This window comes from Mesorhizobium temperatum, from assembly GCF_002284575.1.
In the GTDB taxonomy this organism is placed as follows: domain Bacteria; phylum Pseudomonadota; class Alphaproteobacteria; order Rhizobiales; family Rhizobiaceae; genus Mesorhizobium; species Mesorhizobium temperatum.
The window spans coordinates 79,870-95,553 of record NZ_NPKJ01000053.1; the positions used below are offsets into that span (position 1 = coordinate 79,870).

Annotated in this window: 11 protein-coding genes; 4 read left to right on the forward strand and 7 right to left on the reverse strand. The window is 63.0% G+C overall.

What is annotated here, in order from left to right; all coding sequences use genetic code 11:
- Positions 1 to 293: 293 nt before the first annotated feature.
- Complete coding sequence (locus CIT26_RS18260; RefSeq protein WP_095494130.1) at positions 294 to 1,556, reverse strand: O-antigen ligase family protein; 1,263 nt, start codon at positions 1,554 to 1,556, stop codon at positions 294 to 296.
- A 456-nt stretch (positions 1,557 to 2,012) separates the two neighbouring features.
- On the opposite strand from CIT26_RS18260, the gene CIT26_RS18270 reads away from it, so the two are divergent.
- From CIT26_RS18270 to CIT26_RS18280, 3 genes are all read left to right on the forward strand, one after another.
- A complete protein-coding gene (locus tag CIT26_RS18270) occupies positions 2,013 to 2,942 on the forward strand; it encodes a TIR domain-containing protein (RefSeq protein ID WP_095493867.1) in 930 nt (309 codons plus the stop codon).
- A gap of 195 nt (positions 2,943 to 3,137) precedes the next feature.
- Entirely contained in the window at positions 3,138 to 3,890 is a 753-nt protein-coding gene (locus CIT26_RS18275; protein WP_095493868.1) for an SDR family NAD(P)-dependent oxidoreductase, read from the forward strand.
- 38 nt (positions 3,891 to 3,928) lie between these two features.
- Positions 3,929 to 5,269: a glucoamylase family protein gene (locus CIT26_RS18280; protein ID WP_095493869.1), complete on the forward strand. Its 1,341-nt coding sequence runs from the start codon at positions 3,929 to 3,931 to the stop codon at positions 5,267 to 5,269.
- A gap of 106 nt (positions 5,270 to 5,375) precedes the next feature.
- On the opposite strand, the gene CIT26_RS18285 is transcribed toward CIT26_RS18280, so the two are convergent.
- Entirely contained in the window at positions 5,376 to 6,812 is a 1,437-nt protein-coding gene (locus CIT26_RS18285; protein ID WP_206072783.1) for an aldehyde dehydrogenase family protein, read from the reverse strand.
- A gap of 260 nt (positions 6,813 to 7,072) precedes the next feature.
- Between CIT26_RS18285 and CIT26_RS18290 the strand changes: the two genes are divergently transcribed.
- A complete protein-coding gene (locus CIT26_RS18290; RefSeq protein WP_095493871.1) occupies positions 7,073 to 8,104 on the forward strand; it encodes a hydroxyacid dehydrogenase in 1,032 nt (343 codons plus the stop codon).
- A gap of 29 nt (positions 8,105 to 8,133) precedes the next feature.
- Here CIT26_RS18290 and CIT26_RS18295 read toward each other — a convergent pair whose 3' ends face one another.
- The 5 genes from CIT26_RS18295 to CIT26_RS18315 all read right to left on the reverse strand — a co-directional run bounded on the left by CIT26_RS18295 (position 8,134) and on the right by CIT26_RS18315 (position 15,663).
- The gene (locus CIT26_RS18295) at positions 8,134 to 8,619 is read right to left on the reverse strand and encodes a hypothetical protein (RefSeq protein ID WP_095493872.1); all 486 of its coding nucleotides are present in this window, start codon (positions 8,617 to 8,619) and stop codon (positions 8,134 to 8,136) included.
- A 103-nt stretch (positions 8,620 to 8,722) separates the two neighbouring features.
- A complete protein-coding gene (locus CIT26_RS18300) occupies positions 8,723 to 11,554 on the reverse strand; it encodes a nitrate reductase (protein ID WP_095493873.1) in 2,832 nt (943 codons plus the stop codon).
- 2 nt (positions 11,555 to 11,556) lie between these two features.
- The gene (gene nirD, locus CIT26_RS18305; protein ID WP_206072784.1) at positions 11,557 to 11,892 is read right to left on the reverse strand and encodes a nitrite reductase small subunit NirD; all 336 of its coding nucleotides are present in this window, start codon (positions 11,890 to 11,892) and stop codon (positions 11,557 to 11,559) included.
- Entirely contained in the window at positions 11,892 to 14,342 is a 2,451-nt protein-coding gene (gene nirB / locus CIT26_RS18310) for a nitrite reductase large subunit NirB (RefSeq protein WP_095494132.1), read from the reverse strand. The genes nirD and nirB overlap by 1 nt, the downstream gene beginning before the upstream one ends.
- A gap of 19 nt (positions 14,343 to 14,361) precedes the next feature.
- Positions 14,362 to 15,663 carry an MFS transporter gene (locus tag CIT26_RS18315; RefSeq protein ID WP_095493874.1) on the reverse strand — a complete coding sequence of 434 codons (1,302 nt, stop codon included), beginning with the start codon at positions 15,661 to 15,663 and terminating at the stop codon, positions 14,362 to 14,364.
- Between the last annotated feature and the right edge of the window lie 21 nt (positions 15,664 to 15,684).

Genomic DNA, 15,684 nt, shown 5'->3' on the forward strand with positions numbered 1-15,684 from the left:
AGGAGCAAGTGCCTCTCACCACCGCTTCAGAAGCTGCCTGGGTGATGATTGTTTGGCCTGAGCGCTGTTAGGCGGCGTCTTCGTCCGAAATTCAATTCAATACAATAATCCTGCCTAGGGTCGAAATCGAGGATCATCGCGTAATTGGATCTGGGTCCGTGGTCGCGCCCCACGAAGCGTGGCTGCGGGAAATCCCTGCCCGAATAATCCGCGAATTTGTGGCGTCCCAGGGTTACATTCGTTTTGATACTAATCTTAGCAAACGAACATCAAGACGATATTTGGCGCTTTGCTTAGCCCCTTGCGGTTTCTGGTTCCGCGAGGTTGGCTGCGGCCCACCGGGGACGGGCGACAGGCACCCTCACCAGCTTGAAGTAGCTGTAGTATAGGAGGAAAGAGCCCATGATATAGGGGTTGAAGGTATCGATCTCGACGAAGGACCGGATGAACAGAAGCACCATCACGCCGGCAAGAATCACGGACTCGGCTTGCCATGTCCTGAATATCAACGCCGATATATGGCCCCACAGTGGGCGCACGATGATCAGCGACATCAGCGTTGCCCCGACATAACCAAGCTCGACGAGCGCTTCGATATAGGTGTTGTGGAAGTGGAAGCCGCTTCGGGTCGTGATGTAGAATTCGTTCCAAAGCCGCTCAGCTTCGGCGAAACCCTGTACCCAATAGGCCGCGTAGCCGACGCCGAGGATCGGCGCTTGCTGCGCCGCATCCCAGCCCTGCTCCCAGAGATAGGTCCGTCCGGTGAGCGTGGAATCCTTTCCGAAGGTGCCAAGGACGAAATCCAGAAGTCCCGCAAAGGCAACCACGGTGACCGCGACCAGCCCAAATGCACCGACCAGGAAAATCACCCGTCGGTAGCGGAGCGAAAGCTTCTTGGCCATGGCAAGCAGAGCCACCAGAGCGAGAGCTGCCGGTATCGAAGCCGTCGAGGTGGCGGAATGCGCCATGACCAGCAGATAGGCCGACAGGACGAGGACCGGCGCCGTCAGGAAGAGGCTTGTCCGGCCGCGTCTGAGGAAGACCAGGAAGACAATGCAAAAATAGATGCCGAGCGATGCGACAAAGCCGATCTGGTTTTTGGAGCTGAATGCGCCGACGAAATTGTACGTCCCGTCGAGCATATCATAGGAATAACTCCCGACCTTGAGCGAATAAAGTAGAACGACAAAAATCCCAATCAGTGAGCCAATCGTCAACGTTCGGACGCTGACGGTGCGCGCTGCAATGTAGGCGCAGGCGATATGGGAGCAATACTGGATTGCCGTCCTCAACGTGATGCCGGGGGCATCCGACCAGAACACCGAGAGGCAGACGTAGAATGCAAACGCCAGCGGGAGCCACGCGCTGGAGGCATGTCGCAACAGCCGCCGGTAGTCTACCAGGATCAGGGGAAGCCAGACCGCATAGTAGGCCAGGATCAGGATCTGGCCGAAAACGGAGGAGTAGGAGAACGCCCAAACGGAGATGGCAACAGCAAATGTGCCGTAGACCGTGCTCTTCTCCGGGTCGACCAACAGAGATTTTGGAATCTTCATCTCGGTAGCGAATTCCCGTCCATGCAGTTCAATGCCGATTCGCCGCCGCGCCTCCATGCGCGAATGCTTTCATTGTGCAGCGCAATATAACCCATCCCCCGCAACCTGTCACCCAAATGAGGCAAAAACAGCCATAAGGCGCCCCCGGGACGGCGGTAAAAGACCACGACAGGCCGTGCGGCAAGAACCCGAGCATCCCGGCGCACGGCTGGGATCGCTGTCGGCGCCGTCAAAAACCATCGCCGCCGCATTTATGAGAGACTCGGCATCACCACCGCGCGGAACTGTTTTTGCAGTTCTTTCAGCACCGGACCGAAAAATAGCAGCCGGCTTTCGTTGCATCCGTTGCAATGAATAAGGCCCTCCGCGTACGCTATCTCGGGGACAACCAGACGATGGCCACACGAACAATTGGCAGACGCTGGTCCCCCGATCTGCTGGGTTGGAGCAAAACGGATGGACAAACCTCGAATCTTCCTGGGCTCATCGGGGAAGCAGAAAAAACTGCTGCAGGCGCTGACACGCGGTCTTGAAGACATCGCGCATGTGGAACCCTGGACGACGTCCTTCAATCCGGGGACAACCACCCTGGGGCGCCTGCTCGAACTTACGCGTGAAGTCGACTTCGCCGCTTTCGTGTTCGCTCAGGACGATTGGACCAGTGTGAGCCAGCCGGCATCGTCTGCGGCGGCATCCGCTCAAGCTTCTCCACGAGACAATGTGGTTTTCGAGGCCGGCCTTTTCGGCGGAGTCCTTGGAATGCGCCGGACGTTCATCCTCCATGCCAATGGCTCCAAGCTTCCAAGCGATCTCCTCGGCCTCACCTCCGTAAGGTATGGCGAGGCGACGACCGGCGCGGAGATGAGGGCGATCAACCAAAAGCTTCGGAATGCGATCGAGAATGAAAGTCGCGTCGCCCGCATAGAGGGCTCCTGGTGGCAGTTTTCCCTGACGGAGCGCTCCGCGAGGGAGCCGTCCGCCGTGAGCCTCTTGCGTATCTCGCGAGGCCGCGATGGTGCGCTGGAGTTGGCCGGCCGCTCATGGCAAGAGAATGGCAGTCTGTCAGCCAGATACTGGAGCGAGGCGGTAAAGGAGAGAAAGGAGCCTGCCGGCATCTTCTATTTTTGGAATGGAGAACGGCCCTTGGATGCGAACGCGTCGCAGTTGTACGGGACGGGAGAGATCCGGCTGGAGTCCGCCGATCGCGCGTCCGGGTATTTCACGACGCGCGCGGACACGAACCCCGAGGTGAATGCGCGCACGTCCGGGGTCTACCTGCGCGCCGATCCGGAGGACTTAAGCATCCTGGACGGACGCGACAATCAGCGGCGCGTGGAGTTGATCGCGGAGCGGCTGAGCCATTGGAAGTCGATCAAGAGCGTCTGAACTGCGCCCATGGGAGTCGCTCGGACGGCCCTGCCGCCGCGACCGCGGTCCCAGTATCATATGGAGAGGTTAGCAGCCAGGAAGGGCTTCTCAACCGCCTGCTACTGGCCCACCACGAAGCTGTTCGTCCCAGGCTCCGGCTTGAACTTCTCTGTCGTTGACTTCACATTCGCCGCCGATTGGGAGGACGAGCACATGACGATGAGTTTTGCGGGACGGTTTGCCGGACGTTCGGCCGTGATCACCGGTGGCGCCTCAGGCATCGGCCTGGCTGTCGCGCAAAGAATCGTTGAAGAGGGCGGACGCGTTTGCGTCTGGGATCGCGACTCCACCCAGATCGAGCAGGCCAAGGCTGTCATTGCCGACCTGCACGGCGTGACTGTCGACGTCGCCGATCCCGTGGCGGTCGAACAGGCCGCCCGGCAGACGATCGATGCCCTTGGCGCGGTCGATATCCTGGTCACCAGTGCGGCCATCACCGGACCGAACATGACGACCTGGGACTATTCGGTGGAGGATTGGCGCCGGGTCATCGACATCAACATCAACGGCGTCTTCTACTGCAACAAGGCGCTGGTTCCGCACATGCTCGAACGCAATTACGGCAGGATCGTCAACATCGCTTCGATCGCCGGCAAGGAGGGAAACCCGAATGCCTCTGCCTACAGCACCTCGAAGGCGGCGGTGATCGGCCTGACCAAGTCGCTGGGCAAGGAACTGGCCAAGACCAAGGTGACGGTGAACTGCGTCACGCCGGCGGCCGTGCGCACCGCGATCTTCCAGCAGATGAGCCAGCAGCACATCGATTTCATGCTGTCGAAGATACCGATGGCGCGGTTTGGCGAGGTCGAGGAGGTGGCGGCGCTGATCTCGTGGATCGCTTCCGAGGAATGCTCTTTCACGACGGCTGCCGTTTTCGACGTTTCCGGCGGCCGGGCGACCTATTGAAGCAACTGGGGCGCGATCCAGACTGGAGTTAACGTCGCTTGCTTAGGGTCGAACCCCCACTGTCCGACGAAGATCTGCTCGACCGCTTCCAGCGCGCCGCCTTCGGCTACTTTCTGGAAAGCGTGAATCCGGAGAACGGGCTGGTCGCCGACACCTCGCGGCCAAATTGGCCGGCAAGCATCGCGGTCGTCGGCTTCGCCCTGTCCTGCTATCCGGTCGGGGTCGAGCGCGGCTGGATGACGCGAGACGCGGCCGTGAAGCTGACGCTTGCCGCACTGCGCTTCTTCTGGAACAGCCGGCAAGGCAATGGCGACGACGTCAGCGGCCACAAGGGTTTCTATTACCATTTCCTCGACATGCGGACCGGCCTGCGCGCCTGGCGATGCGAATTGTCGATGGTGGACACTGCGCTTTTGATGGCCGGCGTGCTCGTGGCTGGCGCCTATTTCACAGGCGACAATGACGAAGAAACCGAAATCCGCGACCTGGCGGAAGTGCTCTACCGGCGCGTCGACTGGCGATGGGCGCAAGGCAGCAATTCGACCTTGCGGCAGGGCTGGAAGCCCAAGAGTGGCTTTCTGCGTTATGGCTGGGAAGGCTATAACGAAGCGACGATGCTCTACGTTCTGGCAATGGCCGCCCCCGACAAGCCAGCCTCGAACGACAGCTATGCCGGCTGGACGGCGACATATCAGTGGGAAAACATCTACGGCTACGACGTGCTCTACGGCGGCCCGCTGTTCATGCACCAGTTCTCGCATGCCTGGATTGACTTCGACGGCATCCGGGATGCGTTCATGCGGGAGAAGAACTCGGACTATTTCGAAAACAGCCGCCGCGCGACCTACCTTCACCGGGACTATGCGCGGCACAACCCCTCTGGCTACGGCGGCTACGGCGACGGACTTTGGGGCCTTTCGGCGGGTGACGGACCCGGCAACTTCCGCGCGCGGATCGAGCGGCGGCCGCGCAAATTTTCCGGCTATGCGGCGCGCGGCGCACCGTTCGGCCCCGACGATGGAACGATAGCGCCGTGGTCGTATCTCGCATCGCTGCCCTTCGCGCCGGAAATCTGCCTGCCGGCGCTGCGCCATCTCAGAGAACGCCACCCTGAGGTGGTCGACGGTTTCAGGATGCCGAGCGGCTTCAACCCGACGCTGGCGAACCGGCGGAAGTTCGGGCCGAGCGGCTGGATATCGGATGCGCATTACGGATTGGATCAGGGCATCGTCGTGCTGATGATCGAAAACCACCGCTCGCGCCTGATCTGGGACCTGATGCGGTCGAGCCCGCATATCCGTCGCGGCCTGTGCAAGGCCGGGTTCAGCGGCGGCTGGCTGTCGCAGCCGACGAGCCCTCCCCCCAAGGACCCCTGCTGAATGACGGCTACCGCCCAGCTGTTGCTGTCGTGCCGGGCACGAAGACGTTCGCCTTCCCAGCAACTCGCGCTTGCTGGGAGGGACGTTTTCGTCTGCCTTGATTTACTTAGCCGGCGAACGTGTAGGCGGTCTTCACCGTGGTGTAGAATTCCGCTGCGTAGCGGCCCTGCTCGCGCGGGCCGTAGCTCGATCCTTTGCGGCCGCCGAAAGGCACATGGAAGTCGACGCCCGCCGTCGGCAGATTGACCATCACCATGCCGGCCTCGGAGTTGCGCTTGAAATGCGTGGCGTGCTTGAGGCTCGCTGTGCAGATGCCCGACGTCAGCCCGAACGGCGTGTCGTTGGCCACCGCCAACGCCTCGTCATAGTCCTTGACGCGGATGACGTTGGCGACCGGTCCGAAAATCTCCTCGCGTGAAATGCGCATGGCGTTGGTGGCTTGCGTAAACAGCGCCGGCTGCAGGTAAAAGCCGCGGGTGTCGCGATCGAGCCGCTCGCCACCGAATGCGAGATCGGCGCCTTCCTGGCGACCGATGGCGATATAGTCCTCGTCCTGCTTCAACTGGCTCTGGTCGACCACCGGTCCGATCTGGGTTTTGGCATCGAGAGCGTCGCCGACGACCAGCTTGCCCAGGCGATCCTTCATCGCGTCGACGAAGCGATCATGGATGCCATCCGTCACCACCAGGCGGGACGATGCCGTGCAGCGCTGGCCGGTCGAGAAGTATGCGCCATTGATCGCGCAGTCGACGGCGACGCCAAGATCTGCATCGTCGAGCACGACTAGCGGGTTCTTGCCACCCATTTCGAGCTGGAACTTGCGCATGTGCTCGACGCTGGCAGCAGCGACGCGCTTGCCAGTGCCGACCGAGCCTGTGAAGGTGATGGCGTTGAGATCAGGGCTGTCGAGCATGGCCTGGCCGACCACAGAACCCTTGCCCATCACGAGATTGAGCACACCCTTAGGCAGACCGGCGCGGTGCAATATATCGACAATGGTCCAGGCGCTCTCCGGAACCAGCTCGGCCGGTTTGAAGACAATGGTATTGCCATAGGCCAGGGCGGGAGCGATTTTCCACGCCGGGATGGCGATCGGGAAATTCCACGGCGTTATGATGCCGACGACGCCGACCGCCTCCCGCGTGATCTCGACACCGACGCCGGGCCGCACACTCGGAACCAGCTCGCCAGACAGGCGAAGCGTCTCACCAGCGAAGAAATCGAAGATCTGGGCGGCCCGCACGGTCTCGCCGATGCCCTCGACCAGCGTCTTGCCTTCCTCGCGCGCCAACGCCCGGCCGATTTCATCTTTCCGCGCTGTGATCTCGTCCGACGCCTTCCTCAACACCGCATGGCGTGCCAGCAGGCCCGATCGGGACCATGCCGGAAATGCCGCTTTCGCCGCCGCGATGGCTTGCCGGGCCTGCTCGGCGCGCCCCGACGCATATTCGCCGACCACGTCGTCGAGATTGGACGGGTTGATGTTGCGGGAGCCGGCATCGCCCACCCACTCGCCATCGATGAGATTCTTTCGAAACGGGATCATATCGCTGTCTTCCTTGTCGTCGTTCGATTGCCGTCTATCTGGACCACCGGCCGCCACACCGCAAGGCCGCGGGCGGCAAAGTTCTCCTCTTCGACAGGCATGTGATAAGCAGGTTTCGGAAAAGTGTCCCACGGTTTTCCGATAGAAACCTGCGACAAACCTATGCAGGCGAAGCCCCGCAAGCCTGCTTAGGTGTCGATGTGGTAAACCATGATTCTAGTATGGTGCGACGCGGATCGCACCAGGAGGAAACTGCCATGTCCGACAGCGCGTTGCCGCTGGTGATCAGCGCGCCCGAGCCACGCACGCTCGACCTGATTTTCACGCCCGAGGCACTGGCGAGATTCCGCGCCAAATACCGTATCGTCGAAACGTCGCCCGAAGGCGTCGCGGCTCTGCCGGCCGACGTGCTCGCCGAGGCGCGCTACATTGTCGGCCAGCCGCCGATCGCGCCGGAGACGCTCGAAGGGATGACGGCGCTGCGCTGCGTCTTCAATGTCGAGAGCAACCTCATCAACAACATGCCGTATGAGACACTGTTTTCGCGCGGCATTCATGTCGTCACCACCGGCCTGGTCTTCGCCGAGCCGGTGGCTGAGCTCGGCCTTGCCATGGCGCTCAACCTCGCCCGCGACATCGTCGACGCCGATCTCGCCTTCCGGCAGGGCAAGGAGCTGTGGGGCGGCGACGGCAACCGGACGGCGCGACTTCTCTCCGGCGCGGATGTCGGTATCATCGGCTTCGGCGATCTCGGCCGCGCGCTCAACCGGCTGCTATCGGGCTTCCGCACGCGGACCAAGGTCTTCGATCCGTGGCTGCCGCCGTCGATCCTTATCGAGAACGGCGTCGAGCCCGCTACGCTCGACACGGTTTTGTCGACCAGCGATTTCGTCTTCGTCGTCGCTTCGGTGACGAGCGAAAACCAGGGTTTTCTCGGCGCTGAGACCTTTGCCAGGATGCGCAAAGGAGCCGCGTTCATCTTGCTCAGCCGCGCCGGCGTGGTCGATTTTCCGGCGCTGATGGACGCCGTTCGCAGCGGCCACATCGTCGCCGCCAGCGACGTGTTTCCGGAAGAGCCGCTGGCGCAGGACCATCCCGTGCGCACCTTGCCCGGCTTCCTGCGCTCCGCCCATCGGGCCGGCGCGCTCGACGTCGCCTTCAAGCGCATGGGCGACATGGTGCTGGAAGACATGGACCTGATCGACCGCGGCCTGCCGCCGATGCGTTCGAAGCGGGCCGAACGCGAAACCGTTTCGCGCATGCGTTCGAAGCCTGTCCACAAGAATTAAGCCGTTAAAGCCAGCGCCTGCGCGGGTTCTCAGATGGTGAACGACCACAACACGCAGGCCAGAGTCGCAGCAGCGAAGACGACAAAGAACAGGCTTCTCAGCAGGATATTGCGGCGCAGCTCATTCATGAAGAGATGGCATCCGACGACGGCGGCGACAAACAGGAAGCGCCAATTCAGCAGTGCCGGCAAGATATTGCTTCGATCGAAAGCCCATCTGGCGGCGAGGCCGCCAATGATAGCCGCGAACAACACGATGACTGTCCAGAAGATCGCATCCGCTGCGTTCGTCAGGACGACGCCGGCGGCCCGAATCGGCAGGATCATCATCAGCAGCGCGCTGAAGAAATACACTGAAGCAAGCGGGATGAACGTCCCGGCATCGGCGACGTCGTCCAGGCGTTTTGCGCCGATCGCACCATAGGGATAGCCATGCCTGGCCACCGCCAGGCTGAGAGCCATCAGCAGAGCCGTCAAAATGGCGACCAATGCGAATGAAGTGAGGGCTTTGCTCATAAGGGTCCTGTTCGGAACGAATCGAATGAGGACGTTGGTAGCCCATGGTTTGTAAATTGCTGGTAAGCGTCGAGGCCCGGCGTGACAGAGTTTCTCGACCCATTCACTCTGCCGCTTGAAGTTTTCGTGCCTCGATGATGGTCCTGATCTCGGCGCGGCAGGAGCCGCAATTGGTGCCGGCATGCAAAGCCGCGCCGATCGCTTCGACGCTGGTGCAGCCGCCGCGCACCGCTTCCGCGATCTGATTGGCGCCAACCCCGAAGCAGGAGCATACGATGGCACCACGGTCGACGCGATTGCCGCCGGGCCGCCCAGCCACGATCGCCAGCCGCCCGCGCCGATCGGCGTGATCCGCACGCAACTGCTCCACCGCCCAGCTGCGCGACACCGCGACCGGCTTTGGCGCAAGATAGAGCGCGCCAGCCAGCCGGCTGCCGGCGAAGCGGGCGAAGCGATAGTGCCCGCCGGCGACATCATGATAGGCGAGCGTCTCACCTTGCACGTCCGCCCCGAGAAGTGAAGTCGCGAAAACCGGCCAGTCCCGGTCTGCCTTCAACGCAAACTCGAGGCGCCAGCCAGCGGCGCAGCGGGCGAGACTCCAATAGTCGGCGTCGATCGCGGCCGGCCGTTCGGCAAGCACCGCGAAGCCAAAGGCGACAGCAGCGAAGCGCTCTACGCGGGCGGCAACGTTCTTCGAGGCCGGCTGGCCTGAAATCGCATCGGTTATGGGCGCCACCAGCGCATCGACGCGGGCGCGCGCGGAGAACTGGTCCGTCCAGTGCATCGGCACGAAGACCGATCCCGGGCGCTGCCGCGCTGTCACCAGCGCGCGAACCAGCACCTCACCATGCGCGGTCGAGACGCGCGCGATGTCGGCGTCGCCGATGCCGAAGTGCTGCGCATCCGACGGGTGGATTTCGGCGAAGGGCTCGGCCAGGTGCTGCGACAGCCGCGGGCTCTTGCCGGTCCGCGTCATGGTGTGCCAGTGGTCGCGAACCCGCCCGGTGTTGAGGATCAGCGGATAGTCCGGGCTGGTGCGGGTTTGTGCCGTTGGGCGGACGGAGATGAAGCGTGCCTTGCGGTCGGGGGTGTAATAGCCGCCGTTCGCGAAGAAGCGAACGGGCTGGCGTCCGATCGTGCCGCCCCCCTCTGGCCTGCCGGCAATCTCCCCCTCAAGGGGGGAGATTGGCAGTTCCACCGACGGCGCTCTTTCTGCGACTTTGACAACTAGCGAAGGCCACGATGACGACTGATCTCCCCCCCTGAGGGGGAGATGGCCGGCAGGCCAGAGGGGGGTGCCTTGGCTCGGCGCCGGCCATTGGAATGGCGGCAACTCCTCATAGGTCTCTGCATCGATATCGCCATATGCGCCAATGTCGAAGTCGCGGGCGCCGTCATTCTCGAATGCCGACAGCGCGGCATGTTCAGCAAAAATCTCCGACGGCGACGGATGCGAAAACGCTTCGCCAAAACCCATCCGCTTGGCCACTTCGGCGATGATCCACCAGTCGGCTCTTGCCTCGCCGGGCACCGGCAAAAAGGCGCGCTGGCGCGAGATGCGGCGTTCCGAATTGGTGACGGTGCCGTCCTTCTCGCCCCATGCGGCAGCCGGCAACCGGACATGGGCGTGGCGGATCGTGTCGGTCTTGGCCAGCACGTCCGACACCACGACAAACGGGCAGGCCTTGATCGCCGCCTCGACGACATCGGCATCCGGCATCGAATCGACCGGGTTGGTCGCCATGATCCACAGCGCCTTGATGCGCCCGTCGGCTACCGCCTGAAACATCTCGACCGCCTTCAGGCCGGGCTTTTCGGCGACGGTCGGCGCACTCCAGAAACGCTGCACGCGGTCGCGGTGCTCGGGGTTTTCGATTTCCATATGGGCGGCCAGCATGTTGGCAAGGCCGCCGACCTCACGGCCGCCCATGGCGTTGGGCTGGCCGGTCACCGAAAACGGCCCGGCGCCGGGCTTGCCGATGCGGCCGGTGGCGAGATGACAGTTAATGATGGCGTTGACCTTGTCGGTGCCCGAGGACGACTGGTTCACGCCCTGGCTGTAGACGGTCACCGTCTTCGCCGTCGCGGCGAACAGGCTATAGAAGCTGACAAGCTCGTCCTCGCCGAGGCCCGTGGCTGCGGCAACGCCGGCAAGGTCGAGCGCGGAGGCGGCAAAAAGAGCTTGCCCGAAGCCGGTCGTGTGCGCCGTGACATAGGTGCGGTCTAGCGCGTTGTGCTGGCCGAGATAGGCGAGCAGCCCTGTGAACAGCGCAACGTCACCATCCGGCGCGATCGCCAGATGCATGTCGGCGATGTCTGCAGTCATGGTGCGGCGCGGATCGATCAGCACCACCTTCATCTCCGGCCGCTTTTCCCGGGCACCTGCAATGCGCTGGTAAAGCACCGGATGGCACCAGGCGAGATTGGAGCCGACCAGCACGATCAGGTCGGCAAGCTCCAGATCCTCGTAGCCGCCCGGCACCGTGTCGGAGCCGAAGGCACGGCGGTGTCCGGCAACCGATGAGGCCATGCACAGGCGCGAATTGGTGTCGATGTTGGCCGAGCCGATGAAGCCTTTCATCAACTTGTTGGCGACGTAATAGTCCTCGGACAGCAACTGGCCGGAGACGTAGAAGGCCACCGCGTCGGGGCCGTGCTCGGCGATGGTTCTCGAGAAGGTCGAGGCGACGAGGTCGAGCGCTTCGTCCCAGTCGGTGCGGTGACCGTGGATCTCCGGATAGAGCAACCTGCCGTCGAGGTCGATCGTCTCGGCCAGCGCCGAGCCCTTGGAACAGAGCCGGCCGAAATTCGCCGGATGGTCAGGGTCGCCGCGAACGGTTACCTCCCCGTTCGCGGCGACCTTCGCCAGCACGCCGCAGCCCACCCCGCAATAGGGGCAGGTGGTCCTCACCTCGCGCGCTTCGTCGATCTTCATGCTCAGGCCGCGCGACTGGCCAGCGCTTCCAGCGCAATGAACAGACGCTCGCCCTCGATCCGCACCGGAATGGTGCGCACCGAACCTTCGTCGGCGCCGAGCGCCTTGCCGGTCTCCAGCGAGATCACCCAGTTGTGCAGGGGACAGGTTACGGCCGCGCCATGGACGATCCCCTGGCTGAGCGGTCCGCCCTTATGCGGGCAATGGTCTTCGATGGCGAAAACCTGGTCCTCCGCCGTGCGGAAGACGGCGATCTTGCCTTGGGGCGTGGCGACGCAGCGCGCGCCGCGGCGCGGAATGTCTGATATCGAGCCGATTGATACCCAGTTCATCATGATTACTCCGCCGCCTGCGCGAAGCCGACCGAAGCCATCGGCCGGAATTCGTGCTTGTCCTTGCCGGAAACGCGTTCCGACCACGGATCGACCTGCGCGAATTTCTGCGAAAAGACGAAGCGGTCGAAATAGGCCTTGCGCTTCTCGCCATCGTCCATGATCTGGCGCTTGATTTCGGCGATGCCGATGCGCTTGGCCCATTTATAGATGCGCTCGAGATAGCGGCCCTGTTCGCGATACATCTGCGTCAGCGCCACGATATGCTCCAGCGCCTCGTCTTCTGTCTTGACCAAGCCGAGCACCTCGGTGCCCTTGATGTCGAGGCCGGCGGCCCCGGCGAAATGGATCTCGTAGCCAGAATCGACGCAGATCACGCCGACATCCTTGCAGGTTGCTTCCGCACAGTTTCTTGGGCAGCCCGATACCGCCATCTTGACCTTGGCGGGCGTCCACGACCCCCACATGAATTTCTCGATGCGGACGCCGAATCCCGTCGAATCCTGTGTACCGAAGCGGCACCAGTCCGACCCAACGCAGGTCTTCACCGTGCGCAGCCCCTTGGCATAGGCATGGCCGGAGACGAAGCCGGCCTGACCAAGATCGGCCCACACCGCCGGCAGGTCTTCCTTGCGGATCCCCAGCATGTCGATGCGCTGCCCGCCGGTGACCTTGACCATCGGGATCTCGAACTTGTCGACGACGTCGGCAATGGCGCGCAGTTCGGCGGCATTGGTGACGCCACCCCACATGCGCGGCACCACCGAATAGGTGCCGTCCTTCTGGATGTTGGCGTGGACGCGCTCGTTGATGAAGCGCGACTGGTAGTCGTCGGCATACTCGTCCGGCCAGTCGCAGACGAGATAATAGTTCAGCGCCGGCCGGCATTTGGCGCAGCCGCAGGAGGTCTTCCATTCCAGCTCCTGCATGACGGCGGGAATGGTCTTCAGGCCCTTGGCCTTGATCAGCCGACGCACCTCGTCATGGCCGAGGGTGGTGCAGGAGCACATCGGCTGCACGGCGGCGGGGTTGTACGTGTCGCCGAGGGTCAGCACCATCAGCTTCTCGACCAGCCCGGTGCAGGAGCCACAGGAGGCGGACGCCTTGGTGTGGGCGCGCACATCGTCCAGCGACGTCAGGCCCTTCCCCGTAATCGCGCCAGTGATCTTTCCCTTGCAAACGCCGTTACAGCCGCAGATTTCCGCATCATCCGGCAAGGCTGCAACGGCCGCCATAGGGTCCAGGGGGGCACCCCCCTGGTATGACTGGCCGAAGATAAGCGTGTCGCGCATCTCCGATATGTCGGTCTGCTTCTTTTTAAGGTCGTTGAACCAGGCGCCGTCGGCCGTCTCGCCATAGAGTACGGTGCCAATGATGCGGTCGTCCTTCAGCACAAGCCGCTTGTAGACACCGGCCGAAGCATCGCGCAGCACGATTTCCTGGCGGTCGTCGCCATCGGCGAAATCGCCGAGCGAGAACAGCTCGATGCCGGTGACCTTGAGCTTGGTCGGCGTGTCCGAATGGACGAAGGCAGCAGCCTCGTCGCCGGCCAGTTGGCTGGCAGTGACGCGCGCCATCTCATAGAGCGGCGCGACCAGGCCATAGACCTGGCCACTGACCTCGGCGCACTCACCGAGCGCATAGATGTCGGGATCGTTGCTACGCATGCCGGCATCGACGACGATGCCGCGATTGACGGCAATGCCGGCCTCCTTGGCGATTGCGGCGTTCGGCCGGATGCCCACCGCCATGACCACCAGCGTCGCCGGAATGATGGTTCCGTCGGCAAGTTCCACCTGCTCGACCTTGCCGTTGCCCGTGATCGCCTGGGTGTTGGCCTTGGTGATGACCTTGATGCCGCGTTCTTCAACCGCGCGCTGCAGGAGATAGCCGGCGGCGGGATCGAGCTGGCGCTCCATCAACGTCGGCATGACATGCAGCACGGTGACGTCCATGCCTTGCGCGTTGAGGCCGGCCGCTGCCTCCAGCCCGAGCAGGCCGCCGCCAATGACCACAGCCTTGGCCCGCGACTGGGCGGCAAGCATCATGGCCCGGACGTCGTCCAGATCGCGATAGGTGAGCACGCCCGGCAGGTTGTGGCCGGGCACCGGGATGATGAACGGCACCGAGCCGGTGGCGATGACCAGCTTGTCGTAGGGCTCGGTTACGCCATGATCAGAGGTGACGGTCTTTGCCGTCCGGTCGATGGCGACGATCTTGTGGCCCTTGTAGAGGGTGATGCCGTGCTTGATGTACCAGCCGTCGCCATGGATGATGATCTCCTCATAGGCCTTTTCGCCCGACAGAACCGGCGACAGCATGATGCGGTCGTAGTTCACGCGCGGCTCGGCGTTGAAGATGGTGACCTGGTAGCGCCCAGGCGCCTTTTCCAGGAGATGCTCCAGCATGCGCCCGGGGGCCATGCCGTTGCCGATGATGACGAGTTTCTCGGTCATGTCCTGATCCACTCCGGTCTCACTCAGCCGCGTAGGAAAGGCCTGAAGCTTCGGCAGACGCCGTGCGCTCCATCCGCCGGATGGAAAAATGCATCCAGGCAAAGCAGGTGGCGACGATGCCGAAGAGCAGCATGAAGCAGCTCGACCAGACGCCGGTGAGGTCGTTGAGTGCGCCGAAGGCGATTGGCAGGATAAAGCCGCCGAGCCCGCCAATCATGCCGACAACGCCGCCGACCGCGCCGACACTCTGCGGGTAGTAAGCCGGGATGTGCTTGTAGACGGCGGCCTTGCCAAGGCTCATGAAGAAGCCGAGCACGCAGGCAACGGCTATGAAGGCGAGCGGGCCGATCTCGAAATGGAAGGCGATCGGCCCGCTGATGCCGCGCACGATGTAGTCTGCCGAGGGGAGAGACAGAACGAGAGTGGCGACGGCACTGACAGCGAAGGTCCAGTAGAGCACGGTGCGGGCGCCGATCCGGTCGGAAAGCACGCCGCCATAGGCGCGGAAAATACTTGCCGGAATTGAATAGGCCGCGCCGATCATGCCGGCGGTCGCAAGCCCGAAGCCGTAGACGCCGACCAGGTAGCGGGGCAGCCACAGCGACAGCGCCACGAATGCACCGAAGGCGAAGAAATAATAGAAGGCGAAGCGCCAGACCTGCAGGTTCTTGAGCGGCGCGAATTCCTGCAAGAAGCTTCTCGCGGGCGCTGCCTTGCCGGCGCGGCGCTCGCGGATGACCGGATCGTCGCCGGTCGTGAACCAGAAGACGGCGGCCATGACGACGAGTGCTGCCGCCCAGATCAGCGCGACCGACTGCCAGCCCCAGGAGAGAAGCACGAACGGTGCCAGGAACTTGGTGACCGCGGCGCCGACATTGCCGACACCGAAAATGCCAAGCGCCGTGCCCTGCTTGCCGGCCGGGAAGAAGCGCGAGACATAGGCGACACCGACGGCGAAGGAACCGCCGGCGAACCCAACGCCTAGCGCGGCGACCAGCATCTGTCCGTAGGTGTGCGCAAAAGCGAGCAGGAAGGTCGCGACCGCCGCCGCAAGCATGGTCGCGGTGTATACCAGCCGTCCGCCAAAACGGTCGGTCCAGACACCGAGCACCATGCGCACGAGCGAACCGGTGAGGATCGGCGTGCCGACCAGCAGGCCGAACTCCGTCTCGTTCAGCCCAAGGTCCTGCTTTATGCGCACGCCGATGATTGAAAAGATCGTCCACACCGCGAAGCAGACGGTGAAGGCGATGGTGGACATCACAAGCGCCTGCCGGGGAGCACTGTCCTGGCTGGGCTCGGCTGGGAGATTTGCGGTCAATGTCTGGCTCCGGTTTGCAGC

Excerpts from the sequence above, each read along its gene's own strand:
- CIT26_RS18260 (WP_095494130.1), bottom strand. The coding sequence starts at position 1,556 with ATGAAGATTCCAAAATCTCTGTTGGTCGACCCGGAGAAGAGCACGGTC.
- CIT26_RS18270 (WP_095493867.1), top strand. The coding sequence starts at position 2,013 with ATGGACAAACCTCGAATCTTCCTGGGCTCATCGGGGAAGCAGAAAAAA.
- CIT26_RS18275 (WP_095493868.1), top strand. The coding sequence starts at position 3,138 with ATGACGATGAGTTTTGCGGGACGGTTTGCCGGACGTTCGGCCGTGATC.
- CIT26_RS18290 (WP_095493871.1), top strand. The coding sequence starts at position 7,073 with ATGTCCGACAGCGCGTTGCCGCTGGTGATCAGCGCGCCCGAGCCACGC.
- CIT26_RS18295 (WP_095493872.1), bottom strand. The coding sequence starts at position 8,619 with ATGAGCAAAGCCCTCACTTCATTCGCATTGGTCGCCATTTTGACGGCT.
- CIT26_RS18300 (WP_095493873.1), bottom strand. The coding sequence starts at position 11,554 with ATGAAGATCGACGAAGCGCGCGAGGTGAGGACCACCTGCCCCTATTGC.
- nirB (WP_095494132.1), bottom strand. The coding sequence starts at position 14,342 with ATGACCGAGAAACTCGTCATCATCGGCAACGGCATGGCCCCCGGGCGC.